This window comes from Gallibacterium trehalosifermentans (assembly GCF_042433055.1).
GTDB lineage: Bacteria > Pseudomonadota > Gammaproteobacteria > Enterobacterales > Pasteurellaceae > Gallibacterium > Gallibacterium trehalosifermentans.
The window spans coordinates 26,410-46,011 of the sequence record NZ_JBHLWB010000008.1 but is presented as its reverse complement, the minus strand read 5'-3'; the positions used below and the strand labels follow the sequence as shown (position 1 = coordinate 46,011).

General features: G+C 38.0%; 33 protein-coding genes. 1 reads left to right on the top strand and 32 read right to left on the bottom strand.

What is annotated here, in order from left to right:
* Positions 1-149: 149 nt before the first annotated feature.
* The 17 genes from rplQ to rplN form a co-directional block, all read right to left on the bottom strand.
* Positions 150-539 (bottom strand): 50S ribosomal protein L17, encoded by a 390-nt coding sequence (rplQ, locus tag ACFFHK_RS07355; protein ID WP_382371055.1) that lies wholly within the window; start codon positions 537-539, stop codon positions 150-152.
* Between the two features lie 41 nt (positions 540-580).
* Positions 581-1,564 carry a DNA-directed RNA polymerase subunit alpha gene (locus ACFFHK_RS07350; RefSeq protein ID WP_382371053.1) on the bottom strand — a complete coding sequence of 328 codons (984 nt, stop codon included), beginning with the start codon at positions 1,562-1,564 and terminating at the stop codon, positions 581-583.
* A 28-nt stretch (positions 1,565-1,592) separates the two neighbouring features.
* Positions 1,593-2,213, bottom strand: a complete 621-nt coding sequence (gene rpsD, locus ACFFHK_RS07345; protein WP_382371051.1) for a 30S ribosomal protein S4 — start codon at positions 2,211-2,213, stop codon at positions 1,593-1,595.
* A gap of 28 nt (positions 2,214-2,241) precedes the next feature.
* Positions 2,242-2,631 carry a 30S ribosomal protein S11 gene (gene rpsK / locus ACFFHK_RS07340; RefSeq protein WP_132690360.1) on the bottom strand — a complete coding sequence of 130 codons (390 nt, stop codon included), beginning with the start codon at positions 2,629-2,631 and terminating at the stop codon, positions 2,242-2,244.
* A gap of 15 nt (positions 2,632-2,646) precedes the next feature.
* A complete protein-coding gene (gene rpsM / locus ACFFHK_RS07335; RefSeq protein ID WP_382371048.1) occupies positions 2,647-3,003 on the bottom strand; it encodes a 30S ribosomal protein S13 in 357 nt (118 codons plus the stop codon).
* Positions 3,004-3,152: 149 nt separating this feature from the next.
* Positions 3,153-3,266: a 50S ribosomal protein L36 gene (gene rpmJ, locus ACFFHK_RS07330; RefSeq protein WP_005548767.1), complete on the bottom strand. Its 114-nt coding sequence runs from the start codon at positions 3,264-3,266 to the stop codon at positions 3,153-3,155.
* 30 nt (positions 3,267-3,296) lie between these two features.
* The gene (secY, locus tag ACFFHK_RS07325) at positions 3,297-4,622 is read right to left on the bottom strand and encodes a preprotein translocase subunit SecY (RefSeq protein ID WP_382371047.1); all 1,326 of its coding nucleotides are present in this window, start codon (positions 4,620-4,622) and stop codon (positions 3,297-3,299) included.
* A 7-nt stretch (positions 4,623-4,629) separates the two neighbouring features.
* Entirely contained in the window at positions 4,630-5,067 is a 438-nt protein-coding gene (gene rplO, locus ACFFHK_RS07320) for a 50S ribosomal protein L15 (RefSeq protein ID WP_382371045.1), read from the bottom strand.
* Between the two features lie 2 nt (positions 5,068-5,069).
* Positions 5,070-5,249 (bottom strand): 50S ribosomal protein L30, encoded by a 180-nt coding sequence (rpmD, locus tag ACFFHK_RS07315; protein ID WP_013745945.1) that lies wholly within the window; start codon positions 5,247-5,249, stop codon positions 5,070-5,072.
* 6 nt (positions 5,250-5,255) lie between these two features.
* A complete protein-coding gene (gene rpsE / locus ACFFHK_RS07310; RefSeq protein ID WP_382371043.1) occupies positions 5,256-5,756 on the bottom strand; it encodes a 30S ribosomal protein S5 in 501 nt (166 codons plus the stop codon).
* Between the two features lie 15 nt (positions 5,757-5,771).
* Positions 5,772-6,125, bottom strand: a complete 354-nt coding sequence (gene rplR, locus ACFFHK_RS07305) for a 50S ribosomal protein L18 (protein ID WP_382371041.1) — start codon at positions 6,123-6,125, stop codon at positions 5,772-5,774.
* 13 nt (positions 6,126-6,138) lie between these two features.
* Positions 6,139-6,672, bottom strand: a complete 534-nt coding sequence (gene rplF, locus ACFFHK_RS07300; protein ID WP_382371039.1) for a 50S ribosomal protein L6 — start codon at positions 6,670-6,672, stop codon at positions 6,139-6,141.
* A gap of 15 nt (positions 6,673-6,687) precedes the next feature.
* The gene (rpsH, locus tag ACFFHK_RS07295) at positions 6,688-7,080 is read right to left on the bottom strand and encodes a 30S ribosomal protein S8 (protein WP_382371037.1); all 393 of its coding nucleotides are present in this window, start codon (positions 7,078-7,080) and stop codon (positions 6,688-6,690) included.
* A 38-nt stretch (positions 7,081-7,118) separates the two neighbouring features.
* Positions 7,119-7,424 carry a 30S ribosomal protein S14 gene (gene rpsN / locus ACFFHK_RS07290; protein ID WP_382371035.1) on the bottom strand — a complete coding sequence of 102 codons (306 nt, stop codon included), beginning with the start codon at positions 7,422-7,424 and terminating at the stop codon, positions 7,119-7,121.
* An 11-nt stretch (positions 7,425-7,435) separates the two neighbouring features.
* Positions 7,436-7,975 carry a 50S ribosomal protein L5 gene (rplE, locus tag ACFFHK_RS07285; protein ID WP_382371033.1) on the bottom strand — a complete coding sequence of 180 codons (540 nt, stop codon included), beginning with the start codon at positions 7,973-7,975 and terminating at the stop codon, positions 7,436-7,438.
* A gap of 15 nt (positions 7,976-7,990) precedes the next feature.
* Positions 7,991-8,314, bottom strand: coding sequence for a 50S ribosomal protein L24 (gene rplX / locus ACFFHK_RS07280; RefSeq protein WP_382371031.1), 324 nt, complete (start codon positions 8,312-8,314; stop codon positions 7,991-7,993).
* A 13-nt stretch (positions 8,315-8,327) separates the two neighbouring features.
* The gene (rplN, locus tag ACFFHK_RS07275; RefSeq protein ID WP_013745953.1) at positions 8,328-8,699 is read right to left on the bottom strand and encodes a 50S ribosomal protein L14; all 372 of its coding nucleotides are present in this window, start codon (positions 8,697-8,699) and stop codon (positions 8,328-8,330) included.
* 451 nt (positions 8,700-9,150) lie between these two features.
* On the opposite strand from rplN, the gene ACFFHK_RS07270 reads away from it, so the two are divergent.
* Complete coding sequence (locus ACFFHK_RS07270) at positions 9,151-10,047, top strand: helix-turn-helix domain-containing protein (RefSeq protein ID WP_382371029.1); 897 nt, start codon at positions 9,151-9,153, stop codon at positions 10,045-10,047.
* A 21-nt stretch (positions 10,048-10,068) separates the two neighbouring features.
* On the opposite strand, the gene ACFFHK_RS07265 is transcribed toward ACFFHK_RS07270, so the two are convergent.
* The 15 genes from ACFFHK_RS07265 to rplD form a co-directional block, all read right to left on the bottom strand.
* Positions 10,069-11,379 carry an MFS transporter gene (locus ACFFHK_RS07265; protein WP_382371027.1) on the bottom strand — a complete coding sequence of 437 codons (1,311 nt, stop codon included), beginning with the start codon at positions 11,377-11,379 and terminating at the stop codon, positions 10,069-10,071.
* Between the two features lie 12 nt (positions 11,380-11,391).
* Positions 11,392-12,840, bottom strand: coding sequence for a putative Ig domain-containing protein (locus ACFFHK_RS07260; RefSeq protein ID WP_382371025.1), 1,449 nt, complete (start codon positions 12,838-12,840; stop codon positions 11,392-11,394).
* Positions 12,841-13,352: 512 nt separating this feature from the next.
* The gene (locus ACFFHK_RS07255) at positions 13,353-13,757 is read right to left on the bottom strand and encodes a hypothetical protein (protein WP_382371023.1); all 405 of its coding nucleotides are present in this window, start codon (positions 13,755-13,757) and stop codon (positions 13,353-13,355) included.
* 79 nt (positions 13,758-13,836) lie between these two features.
* On the bottom strand, positions 13,837-14,616 hold the full coding sequence (locus ACFFHK_RS07250; RefSeq protein ID WP_382371021.1) for an ion transporter: 780 nt from the start codon (positions 14,614-14,616) through the stop codon (positions 13,837-13,839).
* Positions 14,617-14,620: 4 nt separating this feature from the next.
* Positions 14,621-15,037: an NINE protein gene (locus ACFFHK_RS07245; protein WP_382371019.1), complete on the bottom strand. Its 417-nt coding sequence runs from the start codon at positions 15,035-15,037 to the stop codon at positions 14,621-14,623.
* Between the two features lie 47 nt (positions 15,038-15,084).
* Complete coding sequence (locus ACFFHK_RS07240; protein ID WP_382371017.1) at positions 15,085-15,408, bottom strand: TM2 domain-containing protein; 324 nt, start codon at positions 15,406-15,408, stop codon at positions 15,085-15,087.
* A gap of 206 nt (positions 15,409-15,614) precedes the next feature.
* Positions 15,615-15,869, bottom strand: coding sequence for a 30S ribosomal protein S17 (gene rpsQ, locus ACFFHK_RS07235; RefSeq protein ID WP_382371015.1), 255 nt, complete (start codon positions 15,867-15,869; stop codon positions 15,615-15,617).
* The gene (gene rpmC, locus ACFFHK_RS07230) at positions 15,869-16,060 is read right to left on the bottom strand and encodes a 50S ribosomal protein L29 (RefSeq protein ID WP_013745955.1); all 192 of its coding nucleotides are present in this window, start codon (positions 16,058-16,060) and stop codon (positions 15,869-15,871) included. The genes rpsQ and rpmC overlap by 1 nt, the downstream gene beginning before the upstream one ends.
* The gene (gene rplP / locus ACFFHK_RS07225) at positions 16,060-16,470 is read right to left on the bottom strand and encodes a 50S ribosomal protein L16 (RefSeq protein WP_382371012.1); all 411 of its coding nucleotides are present in this window, start codon (positions 16,468-16,470) and stop codon (positions 16,060-16,062) included. The genes rpmC and rplP overlap by 1 nt, the downstream gene beginning before the upstream one ends.
* A 13-nt stretch (positions 16,471-16,483) precedes the next feature.
* Positions 16,484-17,191 (bottom strand): 30S ribosomal protein S3, encoded by a 708-nt coding sequence (gene rpsC, locus ACFFHK_RS07220; RefSeq protein WP_065231801.1) that lies wholly within the window; start codon positions 17,189-17,191, stop codon positions 16,484-16,486.
* A gap of 17 nt (positions 17,192-17,208) precedes the next feature.
* Positions 17,209-17,541 (bottom strand): 50S ribosomal protein L22, encoded by a 333-nt coding sequence (gene rplV, locus ACFFHK_RS07215; RefSeq protein ID WP_013745958.1) that lies wholly within the window; start codon positions 17,539-17,541, stop codon positions 17,209-17,211.
* A gap of 10 nt (positions 17,542-17,551) precedes the next feature.
* Entirely contained in the window at positions 17,552-17,827 is a 276-nt protein-coding gene (gene rpsS, locus ACFFHK_RS07210; protein WP_013745959.1) for a 30S ribosomal protein S19, read from the bottom strand.
* A 26-nt stretch (positions 17,828-17,853) separates the two neighbouring features.
* Entirely contained in the window at positions 17,854-18,675 is an 822-nt protein-coding gene (rplB, locus tag ACFFHK_RS07205) for a 50S ribosomal protein L2 (protein ID WP_382371010.1), read from the bottom strand.
* A 16-nt stretch (positions 18,676-18,691) separates the two neighbouring features.
* Positions 18,692-18,991 (bottom strand): 50S ribosomal protein L23, encoded by a 300-nt coding sequence (gene rplW, locus ACFFHK_RS07200; protein WP_382371008.1) that lies wholly within the window; start codon positions 18,989-18,991, stop codon positions 18,692-18,694.
* Positions 18,988-19,593 (bottom strand): 50S ribosomal protein L4, encoded by a 606-nt coding sequence (gene rplD / locus ACFFHK_RS07195; protein ID WP_382371006.1) that lies wholly within the window; start codon positions 19,591-19,593, stop codon positions 18,988-18,990. The genes rplW and rplD overlap by 4 nt, the downstream gene beginning before the upstream one ends.
* Between the last annotated feature and the right edge of the window lie 9 nt (positions 19,594-19,602).

The following is a 19,602-nucleotide window of genomic DNA, read 5'->3' as shown; positions in this document are numbered from 1 at the left end:
AAGTTCTTACTAACTTTAAAAATAAAAACTATCACAAATAAAATTTATTCCATCAATTATATAAAACATTCTCTCCCTTAAAGTAGGCATAAAAAAACTGCATCTGAATTTAGATGCAGTTTTTTAATTCTAAAATAATGAATATTAAATTATTCTGTCGCAGCAGCTGCTTCTTCAGCAACTTGACGATCAACTAATTCAATATATGCCATTGGTGCATTATCACCAGCACGGAAACCACATTTTAAAATACGAGTATAACCACCCGCACGTTGTGCAAAACGTGGACCTAATTCATTAAATAATTTAGCAACAACTGCGTTGTCGCGAACACGAGCAAAAGCTAGACGGCGATTTGCAACGCTATCTACTTTAGCTAGAGTTATTAACGGCTCAACTACACGACGTAATTCTTTTGCTTTAGGCAAAGTAGTCTTGATGATTTCATGACTAACTAATGCACTTGCCATATTACGAAACATCGCTTGGCGATGGCTACTATTACGGTTTAGTTGACGACCACTCTTACGATGGCGCATGACCTTATCCTTCTCAGAAAAATCTTTAACCTATGACCAAACTAGTCTTCGGCAATACCTGCCGGTGGCCAATTCTCAAGGCGCATACCAAGTGATAAACCACGAGAAGCAAGCACGTCCTTAATTTCAGTAAGTGATTTCTTACCAAGATTAGGTGTTTTAAGTAACTCAACTTCTGTACGTTGGACTAAATCACCGATATAGTGAATTGTTTCTGCTTTCAAACAGTTAGCAGAACGAACTGTCAACTCTAAGTCATCTACTGGACGAAGTAAAATCGGATCAAACTCAGGTTTTTCTTCTTTGACTTCTGGTTGACGAACATCACGCAAATCAACGAATGCATCAAGCTGTTCTGCTAAAATTGTTGCTGCTCGACGAATTGCTTCCTCTGGATCCAATGTTCCATTAGTTTCCATTTCAATTACTAACTTATCTAAGTCAGTACGTTGCTCAACACGTGCTGCTTCAACATTATAAGCAATACGGTCAACTGGACTATAACACGCATCAACTAATAAACGACCTATTGGACGTTCTTCATCATGTACACGCGCTGAAGCAGGAACATACCCTCTACCACGTTGTACACGAATGCGCATATTAATAGAGGCATTTTCATCTGTCAAATGACAAATGATATGATCCGGATTTACAATTTCAACATCACCATCATGAATGATGTCTGCGGCAACAACAGGGCCAATTCCAGATTTTGTTAGTGTCAGAAATACATCATCTTTATTCTGAACTTTAACCGCTAGACCTTTTAAGTTTAAAAGCACTTCAAGAATATCTTCTTGAACCCCTTCTTTACTACTGTACTCATGCAATACGCCATCAATCTCAACTTCTGTCACTGCACAACCAGGCATAGATGACAAAAGAATACGACGTAAAGCATTACCCAATGTATGGCCAAAGCCACGCTCTAACGGCTCTAAGGTTACTTTAGCGTGAGTAGAGCTAATTTGCTCAATATCTACTAAGTGTGGCTTTAAAAATTCTGTAACAGAACCCTGCATTTTATCCTCTCTTTGCTGTTAAACTCTATTATTTAGAATAAAGCTCAACGATCAGATGTTCGTTAATATCTGCTGATAAATCAGAACGTTCTGGAATACGTTTGAAAACACCTTCCATTTTAGCAGCATCAACTTCTAACCAAGTTGGTTTTTCTCTTTGTTCTGCTAATTCTAATGATGCTTTAATACGTGCTTGTTTTTTCGATTTTTCACGTACTGCAATAACATCATCAACAGAAACTTGGAAAGAAGGAATATTCACTACACGTCCATTAACAACAATAGCCTTATGGCTAACTAATTGACGCGCTTCTGCACGTGTTGCTGCAAATCCCATACGATATACAACATTATCTAAACGACCTTCTAGTAACACTAATAAGTTTTCACCCGTGTTACCTTTCAAGCGGTTAGCTTCTTTGTAATAGTTACGGAATTGACGTTCTAAAATGCCGTACATACGACGAACTTTTTGTTTCTCACGTAATTGACTACCATAGTCAGATAAACGTGGCTTACGTGCACCGTGCTGACCTGGTGCAGTATCAATTTTACATTTTGACTCAATCGCACGAACACCTGACTTCAAAAATAAGTCTGTGCCCTCACGACGGCTTAGTTTGAGCTTAGGCCCCAAATATCTTGCCATTTTCTTTCTCCAACTATCCTAATACGTCTTACACACGACGTTTTTTCGGTGGACGACAACCGTTATGAGGAATCGGAGTCACATCAGTAATATTAGTGATGCGGAATCCAGCTGCATTTAATGCACGGATTGTTGACTCACGACCAGGACCAGGTCCTTTAACCATAACTTCCAAGTTCTTTAAGCCGAATTCTTTAACCATTTCGGCACAACGTTCTGCAGCAACTTGTGCAGCAAACGGAGTAGATTTACGAGAACCACGGAAACCTGAACCACCTGCAGTTGCCCATGCTAGAGCGTTACCTTGGCGATCAGTGATCGTAACAATAGTGTTGTTGAAAGAAGCATGAATATGAGCCACGCCATCTACAACTTGTTTTTTTACACGCTTACGCGTACGAACTGGTGTTTTAGCCATTATCATTTACCCCGATTATTTCTTGATCGGTTTGCGTGGGCCCTTACGGGTACGCGCGTTAGTTTTAGTACGTTGACCACGTACCGGTAAGCTACGACGATGACGTAATCCACGGTAGCATCCTAAGTCTAAAAGACGTTTAATGTTTAGTGTTACTTCACGACGCAAATCACCTTCAACGGTAAATTTACCAACTTCGTCACGCAGTTTATCAATCTGCTCTTCAGACAATTCTCTGATCTTAACGCTTCCAGCAATTCCCACTGCATCACAAATATGTTGCGCACGGGTTTTACCAATTCCGTAGATTGCTGTTAAAGCAATTACAGCGTGTTTGTGATCAGGAATGTTAATGCCTGCAATACGGGCCACTATGCACTCCTATTTTTTGATTAACAAAAATCTGGTATGTTGATCTGAAAAGCCCGTTTCAGGATACTCAAACAACATACCAATACACTATATAAAAGAGTTGCGCAGTATACCTGCTCAACTAATTCTTTTCAAGAAAAATATATCAATTAACCTTGACGTTGTTTATGTTTAGGATCGCTGCAAAGCACACGAACTACGCCTTCACGTTTAACAATCTTACAGTTACGACATAATTTCTTTACGGACGCACGAACTTTCATTGCTTATCCTTTTTCGTTTCAAAGACAATATTATTGTCTTACCCCTTTAAGGTTTGCTTTTTTCAACACCGATTCATATTGACTTGACATCAAATGACTTTGAACCTGAGCGATGAAATCCATAATTACTACTACAACAATCAGTAATGAAGTCCCACCAAAGTAGAATTGGACGTTCCATGCTGATGTCATAATATACGGAACCAAACATACAAAAGTAACATAAAGACCACCAATTAATGCTAAACGGGTCATTATCTTATCAATGTAACGAGATGTTTGTTCCCCCGGTCTAATTCCTGGCAGAAATGCACCAGATTTTTTCAAATTATCCGCTGTATCACGAGGATTATATTGCATTGCTGAATAAAAGAAGCTAAAGAATATAATCGCTACTGCATATAGAATCAAGTATAAAGGTTGACCTGGGTGTAATAACATAGATAAGTCATTTAACCAATCAAGTCCTTGTCCTTGACCAAACCATTGAGTAATTGTTGCAGGGAATAAGATAATACTTGATGCAAAGATCGCTGGGATAACCCCCGCCATATTAACTTTAAGCGGTAAATGCGAACTTTGTGCTGCTAACATATGACGACCTTGTTGGCGTTTTGCATAGTTAACAACTAATCTTCTTTGTCCACGCTCTACAAATACAACAAAATAAGTTACTGCAAATACAACAACAGCAATTAATAAGAGAACTAACAGATGCATCTGACCTTGACGTGCCTGCTCAATAGTTTGAGCAATCGCAGCTGGTAAACCTGCCACGATCCCTGCAAAGATAATTAAAGAAATACCGTTTCCAACACCTCTTTCCGTAATTTGTTCACCTAACCACATTAAGAACATTGTTCCTGTTACCAAACTGATAACGGCGGTAAAGTAGAAACCAAATCCTAGATTCGGTACTAACCCAGGTAACATATTTGGTAATCCAGTTGAAATACCAATCGCCTGAATAGTGGCAAGCGCTAACGTAGAATAACGAGTATATTTGCTAATCTTACGTCTGCCAGCTTCCCCCTCTTTCTTTAATTCGGCTAATGCAGGATAAACAGAGGTCAATAATTGAATAATGATCGATGCCGAAATATACGGCATAATCCCTAAAGCAAATACTGACGCACGACTCAAGGCACCACCAGAGAACATATTAAACATATCTACGATAGTACCTTTTTGTTGTTCAATGACTTGCGCCAGTACAGCAGAATCAATGCCAGGAACCGGGATGAAAGATCCGATGCGGAATACAATAAGGGCACCTAAAACAAACAATAAACGGCGCTTTAATTCACTTGTACCGCTCTGAGTACTTCTATTTTGATATCCCGGTTGTTTAGCCATCTGTTAATTATTCCTCAATAATTGAACCGCCAGCAGCTTCAATCGCTGCTTTTGCACCTTTAGTTACGCGTAAACCACGAACCACGATACCTGACTTCACTTCACCTGAAAGAATAATTTTTGCAAATTGGATTTCTGAAGAAATCACTTTAACTTCTTTTAGAGATTCTAATGTAATCTCATTACCAGAAACTTTTGCTAAATCACTTAAACGAACTTCTGCAGTTACTGCAGCTTTCATTGAAGTAAAACCAAACTTAGGTAAACGACGGTATAAAGGCATTTGACCACCTTCAAAACCACGTCTTACACCACCGCCGGTACGTGCTTTCTGACCTTTATGACCACGACCACCAGTTTTACCTAAACCAGAACCGATACCACGTCCAAGACGTTTCGCGCTGTGTTTAGAACCTTCAGCCGGAGATAGAGTATTTAAACGCATTATTACTCCTCCACTTTAACCATGTATGATACTTGATTGATCATACCTCTAACTGCTGCAGTATCAACCAACTCAACAGTGTGGTTAAGATGACGAAGACCTAAACCACGTAAAGTAGCTTTATGCTTTGGTAAACGACCAATTGAACTACGAGTTTGAGTTACTTTAATAGTTTTTGCCATGATCAATTACCCCAAAATTTCATCAACTGTTTTACCACGTTTAGCTGCTACCATTTCTGGCGATTTCATATTAGCTAACGCATCAATCGTAGCACGAACTACGTTGATTGGGTTTGTTGAACCGTACGCTTTTGATAATACGTTACGAACACCTGCAACTTCTAATACTGCACGCATTGCACCACCAGCGATGATACCTGTACCTTCGCTTGCTGGTTGCATAAATACACGCGAACCAGTGTGAGAACCTTTAACTGGGTGTTGTAATGTACCGTCGTTTAACGCTACATTCACCATATTGCGACGAGCTTTTTCCATCGCTTTTTGGATCGCTGCTGGAACTTCACGTGCTTTACCATAACCAAAACCAACACGGCCATTACCATCACCTACTACGGTTAACGCAGTAAAGCTCATAATACGACCACCTTTTACTGTTTTTGATACACGGTTTACCGCGATTAGCTTCTCTTGCAGTTCACCAGCTTGTTTTTCGATGCTTGCCATCTCAAATTACCTCTATTAGAACTGTAGACCAGCTTCACGAGCAGCGTCTGCTAACGACTGCACACGACCATGATATTTAAAACCAGAACGATCAAAGGCAACATCTTTGATACCTTTTTCTAAAGCGCGCTCAGCAACTAATTTACCAACTACTGCCGCAGCTTCTTTGTTTCCAGTATATTTCACTTGCTCACGGATCGCTTTCTCAAGAGTAGAAGCTGTAGCAAGCACTTCTGAACCGTTAGGTGCAATAACTTGAGCATAAATATGACGTGGAGTACGGTGTACTACCAAACGTGTTGCACCTTGCTCTTTTATCATACGACGTGCACGGGTCGCACGACGAAGACGAGCCAATTTTTTATCCATAGTGTTACCCTACTTATTTCTTCTTAGCCTCTTTAGTACGTACCACTTCATCAGCGTAACGTACTCCCTTACCTTTATAAGGTTCAGGGCGACGGTAAGCACGAATATCTGCAGCAACTTGCCCGATTAATTGCTTATCTGCGCCTTTCAGAATAATCTCAGTTTGAGAAGGACATTCCGCTACAATACCTGCTGGTAAGGTATGCTCAATAGGATGAGAATAACCTAAACTTAACGCAAGTACATTACCTTTGATTTGTGCTCTATAACCAACACCAACCAACTGTAATTTTTTCGTGAAGCCTTCAGTAACACCAATAACCATTGCATTTACTAATGCACGTGCTGTACCAGCTTGTGCATCTGCGCCAGCCATTTCTAAGCGTGGAGCAAAATGTAATGCGTTGTTATCAACTGTAACTTCAACTGCTTTATGAATATTGCGAGTTAACTCGCCACTTTTACCTTTTACTGTTAATAGCTGTCCGTCGAGTTTTACCTCTACGCCGGCAGGAATATTAACAGGTGCTTTTGCGACACGAGACATTTTCCTACCTCACTATTAAGCTACATAACAAATGATTTCACCGCCCAATCCTGCTTGACGTGCAGCACGGTCAGTCATCACACCTTTAGATGTAGAAACAACAGCAATACCTAAACCGCCTAATACTTTTGGTAATTCGCCTTTACGTTTATAAATACGAAGACCTGGACGGCTTACACGTTGAATACTTTCTACAACTGGTTTTCCTTGGAAATATTTTAAGGTAATTTCCAATTCAGGTTTTGCACCCTCAATAATTTTAAAGCTCTCAATATAACCTTCTTCAGCTAGAACGTTGGCAATAGCCACTTTTAGCTTGGAGGAAGGCATGTTGATCGCGACTTTGTTCGCAGCTTGACCGTTACGAATACGGGTCAACATATCTGCTATTGGATCTTGCATGCTCATGTGTCTTTACTCCCATGATTCCAAAATAAAGTGGTATATTACCAACTCGCTTTTCTAAGGCCTGGAATTTCTCCACGCATTGCTGCTTCACGAACCTTAATACGGCTTAAACCAAATTTACTCAATACACCGTGTGGACGACCTGTTTGACGGCAACGGTTACGTTGACGACTTGGGCTTGAATCACGTGGTAAAGTTTGTAACTTTAACACGGCATTCCAACGGTCTTCATCAGAAGAATTAACATCAGAAATGATTCTTTTTAATTCTTGACGTTTTGCGTAGTATTTTTCAGCTAACTCAACACGCTTTGCATCACGTGCTTTCATAGATTGTTTTGCCATTAGAACCTGCCTTATTTACGGAATGGGAAGTTAAAGGCAGCAAGTAGTGCTTGACCTTCTTCATCTGTTTTCGCTGTCGTGGTGATAGTAATATCTAAACCACGTACACGATCCACTTTATCATAATCGATTTCAGGGAAGATGATTTGTTCGCGCACACCCATGCTGTAGTTACCACGACCATCGAAAGACTTCGCATTTAAACCGCGGAAGTCGCGAATACGTGGAACAGCAATAGAAATTAATCGTTCAAAGAATTCCCACATACGCTCACCGCGTAGGGTTACTTTACAACCGATCGGATATCCCTGACGAATCTTAAAGCCTGCAACAGATTTGCGAGCTTTAGTGATTAAAGGTTTTTGACCGCTGATTGCTGCTAAATCTGCTACTGCATTATCTAGCAATTTTTTGTCGGTCAATGCTTCACCCACACCCATATTTAGGGTTATCTTCTCGATTCGTGGGACTTGCATGACAGATTTGTAGCCGAATTTTGCTTTTAATTCGTTTACTACTTGATCTCTGTAGTAATCATGCAGTTTCGCCATCGCATTACTCCAGTTTTACTTAATTGTTTCACCAGTAGATTTAAAGAAACGCACTTTTTTGCCATCTTCAAATCTGAAACCTACTCGGTCAGCTTTATTAGTTGACGGGTTAAAAATTGCCACGTTAGAAACATCAATCGGTGCTTCTTTACGCACGATACCACCTTGTTTTCCTAATGCAGGAACTGGTTTTTCGTGTTTAACAACTAAATTTAAACCTTCAACGATTACTTTACCGTTAGGTAATACCTTTGTTACTTTTCCGCGTTTACCTTTACCTTTGGCAACGCTACCAGTGATCATAATCACTTCATCATTTTGACGGATTTTTGTAGCCATTTCTCACTTCTCCTTACAGTACTTCTGGAGCCAAAGAAATAATCTTCATAAACTTCTCAGAACGAAGTTCACGAGTTACTGGTCCGAAAATACGTGTACCGATTGGTTGCTCACTATTATTATTTAAAATAACGCAAGCATTACCATCGAAGCGAATAACTGACCCGTCTGGGCGACGAACACCCTTCTTGGTGCGCACAACAACTGCTTTAAGTACATCACCTTTTTTCACTTTACCGCGAGGAATTGCTTCTTTCACAGTAACTTTGATGATATCACCAACAGCAGCATAACGACGGTGCGATCCACCTAGAACCTTGATACACATTACGCTACGAGCGCCTGAGTTATCAGCAACGTCTAGCATAGTCTGTTCTTGGATCATGTTAGTACTCCGCTAAAATTGAAAAAACCCTTTCGGGACAAATTTACCTCTATCTCGCCCTATAGGCGGATAGGGTGCGGATTCTAGCATAACGCATAGATAAAAAGCAACTTGATTTCCTACTATTTGTTAAAAATAAGAGTGATACTAAAATCAAGCACAAAAAAACAATAAATATGATTAAAGGGATTATTTGGAATTTAAGAATAATTTAGGAGTAATAATAAATTAACCCATTAATTTTATCATGGGTCAGAGGAATAAAGCATGAATAACTATTATTTGAAAGAATAGTTATGAATTTTCTTTGTTATTTTTCTTATCAATAAGAAACTAAACTAATATGCGAATAAACTCACCAATCTGCTGGTTTTCATTTATCTTACATAAATAGTTAGCAAAATATAGCGGACTTTGTTACATTTAAACTATATTTTACGGAGAATAATGTATGATGAAGACAATTATTGATACCGTAACTCAACAGGTCAATCCAACTGAGTTAAAAAGTCATCTTGACTTACATTGTCATTGGAAAGATTTTTATCTTAATAATCACACTTTAATTCTTGACCTACGCCAGCCTAACTGTATGACAAGCCCACATTGGCATTCACATATTGAAGTTAACATTCCACTTGATGGTTCGATTGAGTATCATATTAATGGGCATAATTATGTATTACATTGTGGTGAAATTGGGCTATTTTTAGCCTTAATTCCTCATCAAGTCGTACATACAGACTGTTGTGAGCTGGCAATTTTGTATTTTCCAGTTGATCAATTATTTGCTTGGGATAATCTGTCAATGTTACAACATATCCTTGCTGGTAAATTGTTGCAACTCACACCAAATGTACCATTAAAGCGGGCTAAGTTTATGGAGTGGTTGAGTGAAAGTCAAAGCGATAATATACGTTTATGTGAGATTACTCGACAAGAAATTAAACTGTTTATACAACGGCTTTCTCTTCTTTATTCTCCAAGCAAACCTAGCCATATTACAAATAAATCTCTCAAACATATTATTTCAACCCTTTTATATATCAGCCAACAATTTGATAGAAATTTAACGCTCTCTGAATTAGCTAGCATCACTAAAACAAATAAAAACTACTTATCTACGCTATTTACTCAAACTTTAGGGATCAGTATTAAGCAATATATTATTAATTTACGTCTATCTTATGCTCTCGCCTTAATTAAAGAGGGAGAATTAGCTATTACTGACATTATTTACCATTCTGGATTTCAATCGAAAAATAGCTTTTATTATGCTTTTAAAAAATCATTTGGTTGCTCACCAAAAAATATCAAAGCTACTGCACTATCTAATGTAATACAGTAGCTTTTTAACTGACACAACTCGTCATTTATTCAATATCATTGGCTTAGGTAATAAAAATAAAATAACTAATGTTAACAAGCATAGTAAAACTGTTGGGTATAAGCCATATAAATATTGGATCGCATTTAATGCGCTTTGACTATTTTCAGCTGTTCCCGTATATCCTGCAATGCCTAATATCCAGCCCATAATTGCACCGCCAAGCGCGCCACCTGTTTTCATCACAAAAATACAACTTGCAATCGCAAAGCCGTCATAGCGTACATTTTCTTTTTCCGCATAATCGTCTACATAATCTGAAATCAAGCTAAATTGTGGAATTAACATGAGCCAAAAGAAGAATCCAAAAGCAAACTGACTGAAAATAAATAATTGACTATTTACCACAAAAATAGACACACAAGCCACTGCCTGCATTAATGTTGAAAAAGCATATAAATGTAATTTATTAAAATAATGACTAGCTTTTTGAGCAAATAATCCACCACAAACACCGCCAAACATCATCGCACCTAAATAGACGGCACTCATATTCTCCGCATTCAATAGATATTTTACAAAATAGAGTGTACCACCAAACTTCACTGCTCCCATCATATTGGAAAGCAACATTGTTAAAGTAAGTAATAGCAACGCTTTATTACGAAATATGGAACGAAATGCGCTGCGAAAATTCAATTTTATATGGCTATCAATATTAATTCTTTCACGCACCCCCAAAAAACATAATAAGAAGAAAATTGCTGCAATACCTCCCATAACAATCATGGCACCTCTATAACCAGCAACTTTATCCATACCACCGATCAGCTCTGCCAATGGCGAAACACCTATAGATACGATCAATCCTGCTGCAGCTGTCATTGCAAATCTGTAACTTTGCATAGAAATACGACTCTCATTATTACGTGTAATAACATTGCCCAATGAACTATATGGAATATTAATCATCGTAAAACCAAGCACGAGTAATAAATAAGAAATTAGCGCAAAAGTTTCCTTATATTCATTCGCAAATTCAGGGGCTGAATAAGGAATGTAAGATAAAATCCCAAAAGGAACTGCCATAAATAAAATATATGGACGATAACGCCCCCAGCGTGTTTTCGTTTTATCCGCAAGATAACCAATAATAGGATCAGTAAACGCATCAAAAAAGCGTGAAACAAGAAATATTGTTCCCACAGCAGCAGCTGAAATCCCATAAATATCAGTAAAATAAAAGGCAAGGAACAACATTGTAGTCTGCCAACTTAAATTGCTAGCAAAATCACCAAATCCAAATGCGACTTTTTCTTTTGTTGAAATAACAACATTTTCATTTTTATACATAATATGCTCCTTTTATATTATCGTTTTAAACAAAACGGTATCATGAGCTGCAATATCAAGATGTAATCTGTCATTAACCGATTGAATTTGTTGCTGCCAAACATTCAAGATATGCTGTTCTGCGTTAAAGTAGGTAGAGAGATCCAGCGTTAAGGATTGTTGCGTGTCTGATAAATTAAAAATGCCGACTGCTACTCCATTGTTGTGTAATGGTTTTCGCCATATTTCGATACCCTCTTGCTGATAAATACGCTCAGGTGCTTTGGCTGGATAATCTTGATTAATATCTATCGCATCATCATTCGTGAGCAAAGATAAAGTAAACTGATCTAAATGAGTTACATCACAACTAATAAGTAGTGGAGCCGAAAGTAAACACCAAAAACTCATTTGTGTACGCTGCTCAGCTTGAGTCAGTGGGGAAGGTAAAAATACTGTGTTTTGTTGATTCGGTTTAGCAATATTTCCAACTAATAACATATCAGGATCAAGCCAATAACCTGGTTTCATATAAGGCAACCAAGCTAACTGTAGCTCAAAATTACGTTTTACTAAGGACCAATCTGCCTGAATATCACTTGTCGTCCTTACTGCATGACAGTACTGCCCTAATGCGCACGCGTTTTCAAGCGGAGCATTATTCGATAAGCTAATCACAACATCACGATCTATTTGTTGTAAATCTTGATAAATCTGTTTTGTTGTAGCGACATCATTCGGCAACCAATCTACCTTAACAAAATCAATTCCCCATTCAGCCCACTGCTTTGCATCAATATCAAATAACCACTTATCACCAATTCGGTTAACGCCTTGTTTTTCCAAACCAGGCCAGCGACCATAAATCTGATCAATTTGCAGGCGTTGATCCATCGGTAAAACACCAAAAGTACGGTCATTTAATACCGAACCGCCATTAAACCCCGCATAAGTAGAAACCCAAGGTGTAGAATAAATCCCCACTTTTAACCCTAAAGCGTGAATATCTGTTACCATCTGTTGTATATCCGTAAATCGCTCATTTGGCTGAATTGGGTTGTCTCCTTGACGAATAGCTTGCCAACAATCATCTATATTGATATACGTCCAACCATGGTTAATTAAATCTGTTTGAACAAAATATTCCGCTACCTTTCTTAAATGTTGCTCTGAAATTAACTCTGAATGGCAATACCAACTATTCCAGCCCATAAAAGGCGTTAAACATAAACCTTGTCCAATTATCGCTAGCAGTTCTCGTTGAGCCTCGCCAATCTCATCTTGCACTACTACTGTAAAAGCGTATTCACCCTTTTCACAAATCTTACCTTGAATAACCCCCTTTTCACTGTCTAGGCTCAAGCCTTTCGGCAAGTCCTTAATTGAAAATAATAACTTACCTTGTCCACACGCTGGAATTTTGAATAAAATCGGGTGAGAAGGACTGGCTGCTATCACTCGACTTCCATTAATTCTTGGCATAAATCTTGCTCCTTATCTTTATTGCTCTGACTTATCAGTATAAAAAGCGAAAAAAGAAAAAAGCCCCAAAAATCAGGCAAGAAAGTCTCAAAACTTCAGTTTTTTATCAATAAAGTACAATTTTGCGAGAAAGATCACACTCTTGAATAAATTAGGTAAACAGATTTCTAAAATCAGTCAAAAAAGAAGAGTTGAACCATTCTAAAGAATGGCTCTCAGTGGTAAGTAAATAAAGGAATGGAACTAAACAAATATTTCCTACTAAATTAAGGTGCAAATAAACTCACCGATTTGTTGTGTAGATTAATTACTTTGTAGACCATATCGTCGCCGTTGTAGCCTGAATAGCCTTCTAGGAAAGGTTTAAATCGTAGATTTATTGGTTTCTTTCTCGATTTCCGTTAAATTTGCTTGGCGCTGTTTGATATACATATCCATTTCATCGGCAATATTTATTTTTAATGAATATAACAAATAAATATCCACTAACTGGGACTGAAAATATTCAACATTTATTTCCCAAATGAAATAATATTAACTTGGAAATTTTCTCCACTATCCACAGACTCTATAGTATAGGTTATTGGAATTACCAACGGCTGGCTGGCTTGAGATCGATATGATTCATTTGCAATTTTATCTTCTTTAATAAAGCTCCCTTGAAGCTTAGCTCTACATGTATAGAAATCTAACTTCTCATCATGCTGTCTAATAACAACATCTGTAATCGAATAATCTCTTTCTGTAAATAACCAAAGCTCATCTTCCCTAAAAAGTCTAGATTCAAGTATATTCTCTTTAAAAATCTCTATTACTAAATTTTTTACATCCGAATCATTACAATCAGGTGTTTTGGGACTACAAGCCGTTACCAGCCCAACCATCATGAAAGCTAAGGTTAATTTTTTAAAATTCATTTTAATCTCCTAATTAATTACATTTACGGCATCAAGATATAGTTTTACAAGCTATTTCTTGACACCAACAAATAAAACATCAATTTTCACCGAACTTGTTTGTAGATAAGTTTTTAATTAACTGTTTAAGCTCCATCACTTCTTTGTGTAACTGTGTGATTTCCACCGTTTCCTCTTGATTATTTTGTTTGGAAAGTTCCCCAATGCTATTCACCACCACACCAATCGCGAGATTTAATACAATAAAACTCATAATCAAAATAAAACTAATAAAAATAATCCAAGCATAGGGGAATACAGCAATGACTGGACGAGCGATTCCCATTGACCAAGATTCAAGTGTCATAATTTGGAACAATGAATATAAACTCTCACCTAAGGTACCAAAGAATTGCGGAAAGGCTTCGCCAAAAAGCCCAACACAAAGGACAGCATAGATATAAAAGAAAATCATCAGTAAACAACAAATACTGACCATAGCCGAAAGGGAATTAAGTAACGCAGAAACAATCAACCTCATACTTGGGAAAGCAGAAAGGAGGCGTAAGATACGGAAAATGCGCAATAAACGCAGAACCGCAAAATCGCTACCCGCTGGCATAAAACAGACTGCAACAACAAAGAAATCAAAGATATTCCAACCTGAACGAATAAAATGACGTCCAAAAGCGATTATTTTAAATATTAATTCAATAGTATAAATTACTAAACAAATTTCATCTAAAATCTCAATAACATTGTGGATTTTAGGGTCAAGATTATAAGTATCAAGCCCTAAAATAAAAGCATTAAAAATAATGACAGCAATAATAAAGTTTTGGAATTTTTTATTATTCACTAAATGATTGAGCACTTTCATTAGCTTATATCTCAGTTAACATTAATATTTCTTTTAATTTTTGTAAGTTTATTTCTTTAGCTCTTTTTTGGCATAAGAAAATATCACTAAAACAAAATAGGAAATACACTAAAATAAATAAGCCTACTATTGCATCAATACTATCATGACCAAAACTTCCTTCTGCATCGCTTAAACCTAAGAAAATAACAAATAAAATAAAACCGATTGATTTCACTACACCAAGCACAATATCCCCAAGGTAATATCGATCAACCCCAATACAACCAAGGGACAATGAAAGCGCAAGGGTTATATTTGTTTTTTTAAAATTCGCTAACTCAATAAGCTCTTTTTGCTTTGCGTTTAAATTGGCTAACTTTTCTTTTAGTAGGAACAACGTATCAGATGGAATTAATCCTGATAAATAAAGTGATAGCATTTGCCAACCTCGTTAAATTATTATCTTGCTGTCATTTATTTTTATTGCTATAGGAACATTTGAACTTTTTGCAAATTATCTTTTTTAATTCCTTTATAGACTAAAAAGAGATCAATAAGTGCCCAGATACCCAATCCGCCTAAAGAAATCAGTTTTAATATTCCTAATAAGATATCTCCTTTATAAAATCTATCTGCGCCTAAAGTCCCTAAGAAAAGCCCTAAAATCAGCCCTGTCATAGGATTTTTAAACGATAGCATCGAAACTTGAGAGGCCTTTTCAGGACTTAAGGCATCTAATTTATCTTTAACATAAATTGCTGCATCTGCAGGCAGCTTATCTTTAATTGCTATAAATACATTATTTGACATAGTAAATACTCTTATAAAAAAATTTTTATTTGTAGGAAGGATTGTTCTCTCTGTAAAGAGAGAACAATAAGCAGTATACTGCTTATAAAATCGTTCAATAAATAATCAAAAAATGAAGGTAATAGCGAAGGAATTTGGAGATAAAAAAGCCCTTAGCATTGCTGCTAAGGGCTTAATTCATTTTACTTTGTTGATTAAACAATAAATTAGATTACTGCTTTCTCAACAACACGAACTAAAGTCCATGATTTTGTTTTAGAGATTGGACGACATTCACGAATCTCTACAGTATCACCAACTTTTGCTTCGTTGTTTTCATCATGTACATGTAATTTTGTTGTACGACGGATAAACTTACCATAGATTGGGTGTTTAACCATACGTTCAATAGCGATGGTGAATGATTTATCCATCTTATCGCTAATTACTTTACCTTGTACTGTACGAATTTTATCAGTCATTACTCACCCGCCTTCTCAGTTAGAATAGTCTTAACAACTGCAATTTGACGACGCACTTGTTTTAACTGATGAGTTTGTTGAAGCTGACCGGTGGCTGCTTGCATACGCAACTTGAATTGCTCACCTAACAAGTTAACCAATTCAGCATTCAGCTCTTCAACACTTTTTGTACGTAGTTCTTGAGCTTTCATTACATCACCGTCTTAGTTACGAAAGTGGTCTTAATAGGCAATTTAGCTGCTGCTAATGCAAACGCTTCTCTTGCGATCTCTTCAGACACACCATCCATTTCATATAGAACTTTACCCGGTTGGATTAAGGCTACCCAGTACTCAACGTTACCTTTACCTTTACCCATACGGACTTCTAATGGTTTTTCAGTAATTGGTTTATCTGGGAACACACGGATCCAGATTTTACCTTGACGTTTAATTGCACGTGTCATTGCACGACGAGCCGCCTCAATTTGACGCGCGGTTAAACGACCACGACCAACTGCTTTTAAACCAAAGGTACCGAAACTTACATCAGTACCTGCCGCAATACCACGGTTACGACCTTTGTGGACTTTACGGAATTTAGTACGTTTTGGTTGCAACATTTAGCGAATCTCCTTACTTACGACCTTTACGCGGAGCTTTTTTCGGCTTATCCGCAGGTTGTTGTTGTTCTGATTGCATAACTGCAGCCATTCCACCAAGAATCTCACCTTTGAAGATCCATACTTTAACGCCAATGACGCCATAAGTAGTATTAGCTTCAGCAGTATTGTAATCGATATCCGCACGTAAAGTATGCAATGGTACACGACCCTCACGATACCATTCAGAACGAGCAATTTCTGCACCGCCTAAACGACCGCTAACTTCAACTTTAATACCTTTTGCACCTAAACGCATTGCATTTTGAACTGCACGTTTCATTGCACGGCGGAACATTACACGACGTTCTAATTGAGAGGCAATGCTCTCTGCAACTAATTTTGCATCTAATTCAGGTTTTTTCACTTCCGCAATGTTAATTTGCGCTGGAACACCTGCGATAGCTGCAACTGCGTTACGTAATTTTTCAACATCCTCACCTTTTTTACCGATAACGATACCAGGGCGAGCTGTATGAATAGTTACACGAATACTTTTTGCTGGACGTTCAATCGTGATACGTGAAACAGAAGCATTCGCTAATTCTTTGTTTAAGAATTGACGTACTTTAAAGTCGCCGTCTAAGTTATCGGCGAAATCTTGTGTATTCGCATACCAAGTAGATGACCAAGGTTTAACAATACCTAGGCGAATACCATGTGGATGAACTTTTTGACCCATTGCTATTCTCCTACTGATTAACGATCTGACACAACCACAGTGATGTGGCTAGTACGTTTTAAAATACGATCTGCGCGACCTTTTGCACGTGGCATCACACGCTTCATGCTAGGACCTTCATCTACGAAGATTTTCGCGACTTTAAGATCATCGATATCTGCACCATCATTATGCTCCGCATTAGCGATAGCTGATTCAAGCACTTTCTTCACTAAAGCCGCAGCTTTTTTGTTAGTGTAAGTAAGAATTTCTAATGCTTGTGCTACTTTTTTACCGCGAATTAAATCCGCAACTAAGCGAGCTTTTTGTGCTGAGGTGCGTGCGAAACGATGTTTTGCAATAGTTTCCATCATCTACCCCTTACTTCTTAGCTTTCTTATCTGCGGCATGACCGCGGTAAGTACGAGTCGGTGCAAACTCACCTAATTTATGACCAATCATTTCATCAGTAACATAAACAGGAACGTGCTGACGACCATTATGGACTGCGATGGTCAATCCGATCATACTAGGAATGATCATTGAACGACGGGACCAAGTTTTAATTGGTTTTTTATCCCCGCTTTCCACCGCTTTCTCTACCTTCTTCAACAAGTGTAGGTCAAGGAAAGGACCCTTCTTGAGAGAACGTGGCATGGCTTATCCTCTTTATTTAATTAAAATTATTTACCACGACGGCGTACGATATATTTATCAGTACGTTTGTTATGGCGAGTTTTCTTACCTTTAGTTTGTACGCCCCATGGAGTAACAGGGTGTTTACCAAAGTTACGACCCTCACCACCACCGTGTGGGTGATCTACTGGGTTCATTGCGGTACCACGAACAGTTGGACGAATACCTCTCCAACGGCTAGCACCCGCTTTACCTAATACGCGTAACATATGCTCAGAGTTACCAACTTCACCTACAGTTGCTTGGCACTCAGCTAATACTTTACGCATTTCACCAGAACGAAGACGTAAGGTCACATAGTTTCCTTCACGCGCGATAATTTGAACATATGCGCCCGCAGAACGTGCGATTTGACCGCCTTTACCTGGTTTTAATTCCACATTGTGTACAGTTGTACCCACTGGAATACTACGCATTGGTAATGAATTACCAACTTTAATTGGTGCATTTACACCAGCTTGGATTTGATCTCCAACAGATAATCCTTTTGGTGCCAAAATATAACGACGCTCACCGTCTTTATATAATACTAATGCAATATTCGCAGAACGATTTGGATCATATTCTAAACGCTCTACAACCGCTGGGATATCTAACTTGTTACGTTTGAAATCTACTAAACGGTAATGTTGTTTATGACCACCACCGATATGGCGAGTAGTAATACGACCTAAATTGTTACGACCACCAGTTTTAGCTTTTTTATCTAAAAGTGGCGCATAAGGTTTACCCTTATATAATTCAGGATTGACAACTTTTACAACGTGACGACGACCAGCGGAGGTCGGCTTACATTTAACGATAGCCATTGATTATCTCCTCTGATTACTCTGCACTTTCTGCAAGGTCTAAAGTTTGACCTTCAGCAAGTGTTACATAAGCTTTTTTCCAGTCACTGCGACGTCCCATTCTTGCACCATGACGTTTAGTTTTACCTTTAACAACCACAGTACGAACAGAATCCACTTTCACTTCAAATAATTCAGATACTGCTTGTGCAATCTCTGCTTTGTTTGCATCTAATGCAACTTTGAAAACGATAGTGTTTGACTTCTCAGTATTATTTGTTGCTTTCTCAGAGATATGCGGTGCTTTAAGCACTTTTAGCAAACGTTCTTGACTCATGCTAACATCTCCTCAACTTGCTTCACTGCGTCCACAGTCATAACTACTTTATCAAAAGCAATTAAGCTAACTGGATCGATACCTTGAACATCACGTACATCTACTTTATATAAATTACGTGCTGCTAAATATAGATTTTCATCTACATTTGCAGTGATGATAAGAACATCATCAAGTGCCATTTGTTTTAATTTTTGAACTAAAACTTTTGTCTTAGGTGCTTCAACTTCGAACTTCTCAACAACAACGAGACGATCTTGGCGAACTAATTCAGAAAGAATGCTCTTGATTGCACCACGATACATTTTTTTGTTCACTTTTTGGCTGTGATCTTGTGGTTTAGCTGCAAAAGTTACGCCACCAGAACGCCAAATTGGTGATTTAATATCACCTGAACGAGCACGACCAGTTCCTTTTTGACGCCATGGTTTTTTACCTGAACCAGACACTTCAGCACGAGTTTTTTGGGCACGAGAACCTTGGCGAGCACCTGCTGCATAAGCAACAACAACTTGGTGAACCAACGCTTCGTTAAACTCACGTCCGAAGGTAGTTTCAGAAACAGTTAATGCACTTTGTGCATCTTTAGTTACTAATTCCATTCCTATCTC

Excerpts from the sequence above, each read along its gene's own strand:
- rplQ (WP_382371055.1), bottom strand. The coding sequence starts at position 539 with ATGCGCCATCGTAAGAGTGGTCGTCAACTAAACCGTAATAGTAGCCAT.
- ACFFHK_RS07350 (WP_382371053.1), bottom strand. The coding sequence starts at position 1,564 with ATGCAGGGTTCTGTTACAGAATTTTTAAAGCCACACTTAGTAGATATT.
- rpsD (WP_382371051.1), bottom strand. The coding sequence starts at position 2,213 with ATGGCAAGATATTTGGGGCCTAAGCTCAAACTAAGCCGTCGTGAGGGC.
- rpsK (WP_132690360.1), bottom strand. The coding sequence starts at position 2,631 with ATGGCTAAAACACCAGTTCGTACGCGTAAGCGTGTAAAAAAACAAGTT.
- rpmJ (WP_005548767.1), bottom strand. The coding sequence starts at position 3,266 with ATGAAAGTTCGTGCGTCCGTAAAGAAATTATGTCGTAACTGTAAGATT.
- secY (WP_382371047.1), bottom strand. The coding sequence starts at position 4,622 with ATGGCTAAACAACCGGGATATCAAAATAGAAGTACTCAGAGCGGTACA.
- rplO (WP_382371045.1), bottom strand. The coding sequence starts at position 5,067 with ATGCGTTTAAATACTCTATCTCCGGCTGAAGGTTCTAAACACAGCGCG.
- rpmD (WP_013745945.1), bottom strand. The coding sequence starts at position 5,249 with ATGGCAAAAACTATTAAAGTAACTCAAACTCGTAGTTCAATTGGTCGT.
- rpsE (WP_382371043.1), bottom strand. The coding sequence starts at position 5,756 with ATGGCAAGCATCGAAAAACAAGCTGGTGAACTGCAAGAGAAGCTAATC.
- rplR (WP_382371041.1), bottom strand. The coding sequence starts at position 6,125 with ATGGATAAAAAATTGGCTCGTCTTCGTCGTGCGACCCGTGCACGTCGT.
- rplF (WP_382371039.1), bottom strand. The coding sequence starts at position 6,672 with ATGTCTCGTGTCGCAAAAGCACCTGTTAATATTCCTGCCGGCGTAGAG.
- rpsH (WP_382371037.1), bottom strand. The coding sequence starts at position 7,080 with ATGAGCATGCAAGATCCAATAGCAGATATGTTGACCCGTATTCGTAAC.
- rpsN (WP_382371035.1), bottom strand. The coding sequence starts at position 7,424 with ATGGCAAAACAATCTATGAAAGCACGTGATGCAAAGCGTGTTGAGTTA.
- rplE (WP_382371033.1), bottom strand. The coding sequence starts at position 7,975 with ATGGCGAAACTGCATGATTACTACAGAGATCAAGTAGTAAACGAATTA.
- rplX (WP_382371031.1), bottom strand. The coding sequence starts at position 8,314 with ATGGCTACAAAAATCCGTCAAAATGATGAAGTGATTATGATCACTGGT.
- rplN (WP_013745953.1), bottom strand. The coding sequence starts at position 8,699 with ATGATCCAAGAACAGACTATGCTAGACGTTGCTGATAACTCAGGCGCT.
- ACFFHK_RS07270 (WP_382371029.1), top strand. The coding sequence starts at position 9,151 with ATGATGAAGACAATTATTGATACCGTAACTCAACAGGTCAATCCAACT.
- ACFFHK_RS07265 (WP_382371027.1), bottom strand. The coding sequence starts at position 11,379 with ATGTATAAAAATGAAAATGTTGTTATTTCAACAAAAGAAAAAGTCGCA.
- ACFFHK_RS07260 (WP_382371025.1), bottom strand. The coding sequence starts at position 12,840 with ATGCCAAGAATTAATGGAAGTCGAGTGATAGCAGCCAGTCCTTCTCAC.
- ACFFHK_RS07255 (WP_382371023.1), bottom strand. The coding sequence starts at position 13,757 with ATGAATTTTAAAAAATTAACCTTAGCTTTCATGATGGTTGGGCTGGTA.
- ACFFHK_RS07250 (WP_382371021.1), bottom strand. The coding sequence starts at position 14,616 with ATGAAAGTGCTCAATCATTTAGTGAATAATAAAAAATTCCAAAACTTT.
- ACFFHK_RS07245 (WP_382371019.1), bottom strand. The coding sequence starts at position 15,037 with ATGCTATCACTTTATTTATCAGGATTAATTCCATCTGATACGTTGTTC.
- ACFFHK_RS07240 (WP_382371017.1), bottom strand. The coding sequence starts at position 15,408 with ATGTCAAATAATGTATTTATAGCAATTAAAGATAAGCTGCCTGCAGAT.
- rpsQ (WP_382371015.1), bottom strand. The coding sequence starts at position 15,869 with ATGACTGATAAAATTCGTACAGTACAAGGTAAAGTAATTAGCGATAAG.
- rpmC (WP_013745955.1), bottom strand. The coding sequence starts at position 16,060 with ATGAAAGCTCAAGAACTACGTACAAAAAGTGTTGAAGAGCTGAATGCT.
- rplP (WP_382371012.1), bottom strand. The coding sequence starts at position 16,470 with ATGTTGCAACCAAAACGTACTAAATTCCGTAAAGTCCACAAAGGTCGT.
- rpsC (WP_065231801.1), bottom strand. The coding sequence starts at position 17,191 with ATGGGTCAAAAAGTTCATCCACATGGTATTCGCCTAGGTATTGTTAAA.
- rplV (WP_013745958.1), bottom strand. The coding sequence starts at position 17,541 with ATGGAAACTATTGCAAAACATCGTTTCGCACGCACCTCAGCACAAAAA.
- rpsS (WP_013745959.1), bottom strand. The coding sequence starts at position 17,827 with ATGCCACGTTCTCTCAAGAAGGGTCCTTTCCTTGACCTACACTTGTTG.
- rplB (WP_382371010.1), bottom strand. The coding sequence starts at position 18,675 with ATGGCTATCGTTAAATGTAAGCCGACCTCCGCTGGTCGTCGTCACGTT.
- rplW (WP_382371008.1), bottom strand. The coding sequence starts at position 18,991 with ATGAGTCAAGAACGTTTGCTAAAAGTGCTTAAAGCACCGCATATCTCT.
- rplD (WP_382371006.1), bottom strand. The coding sequence starts at position 19,593 with ATGGAATTAGTAACTAAAGATGCACAAAGTGCATTAACTGTTTCTGAA.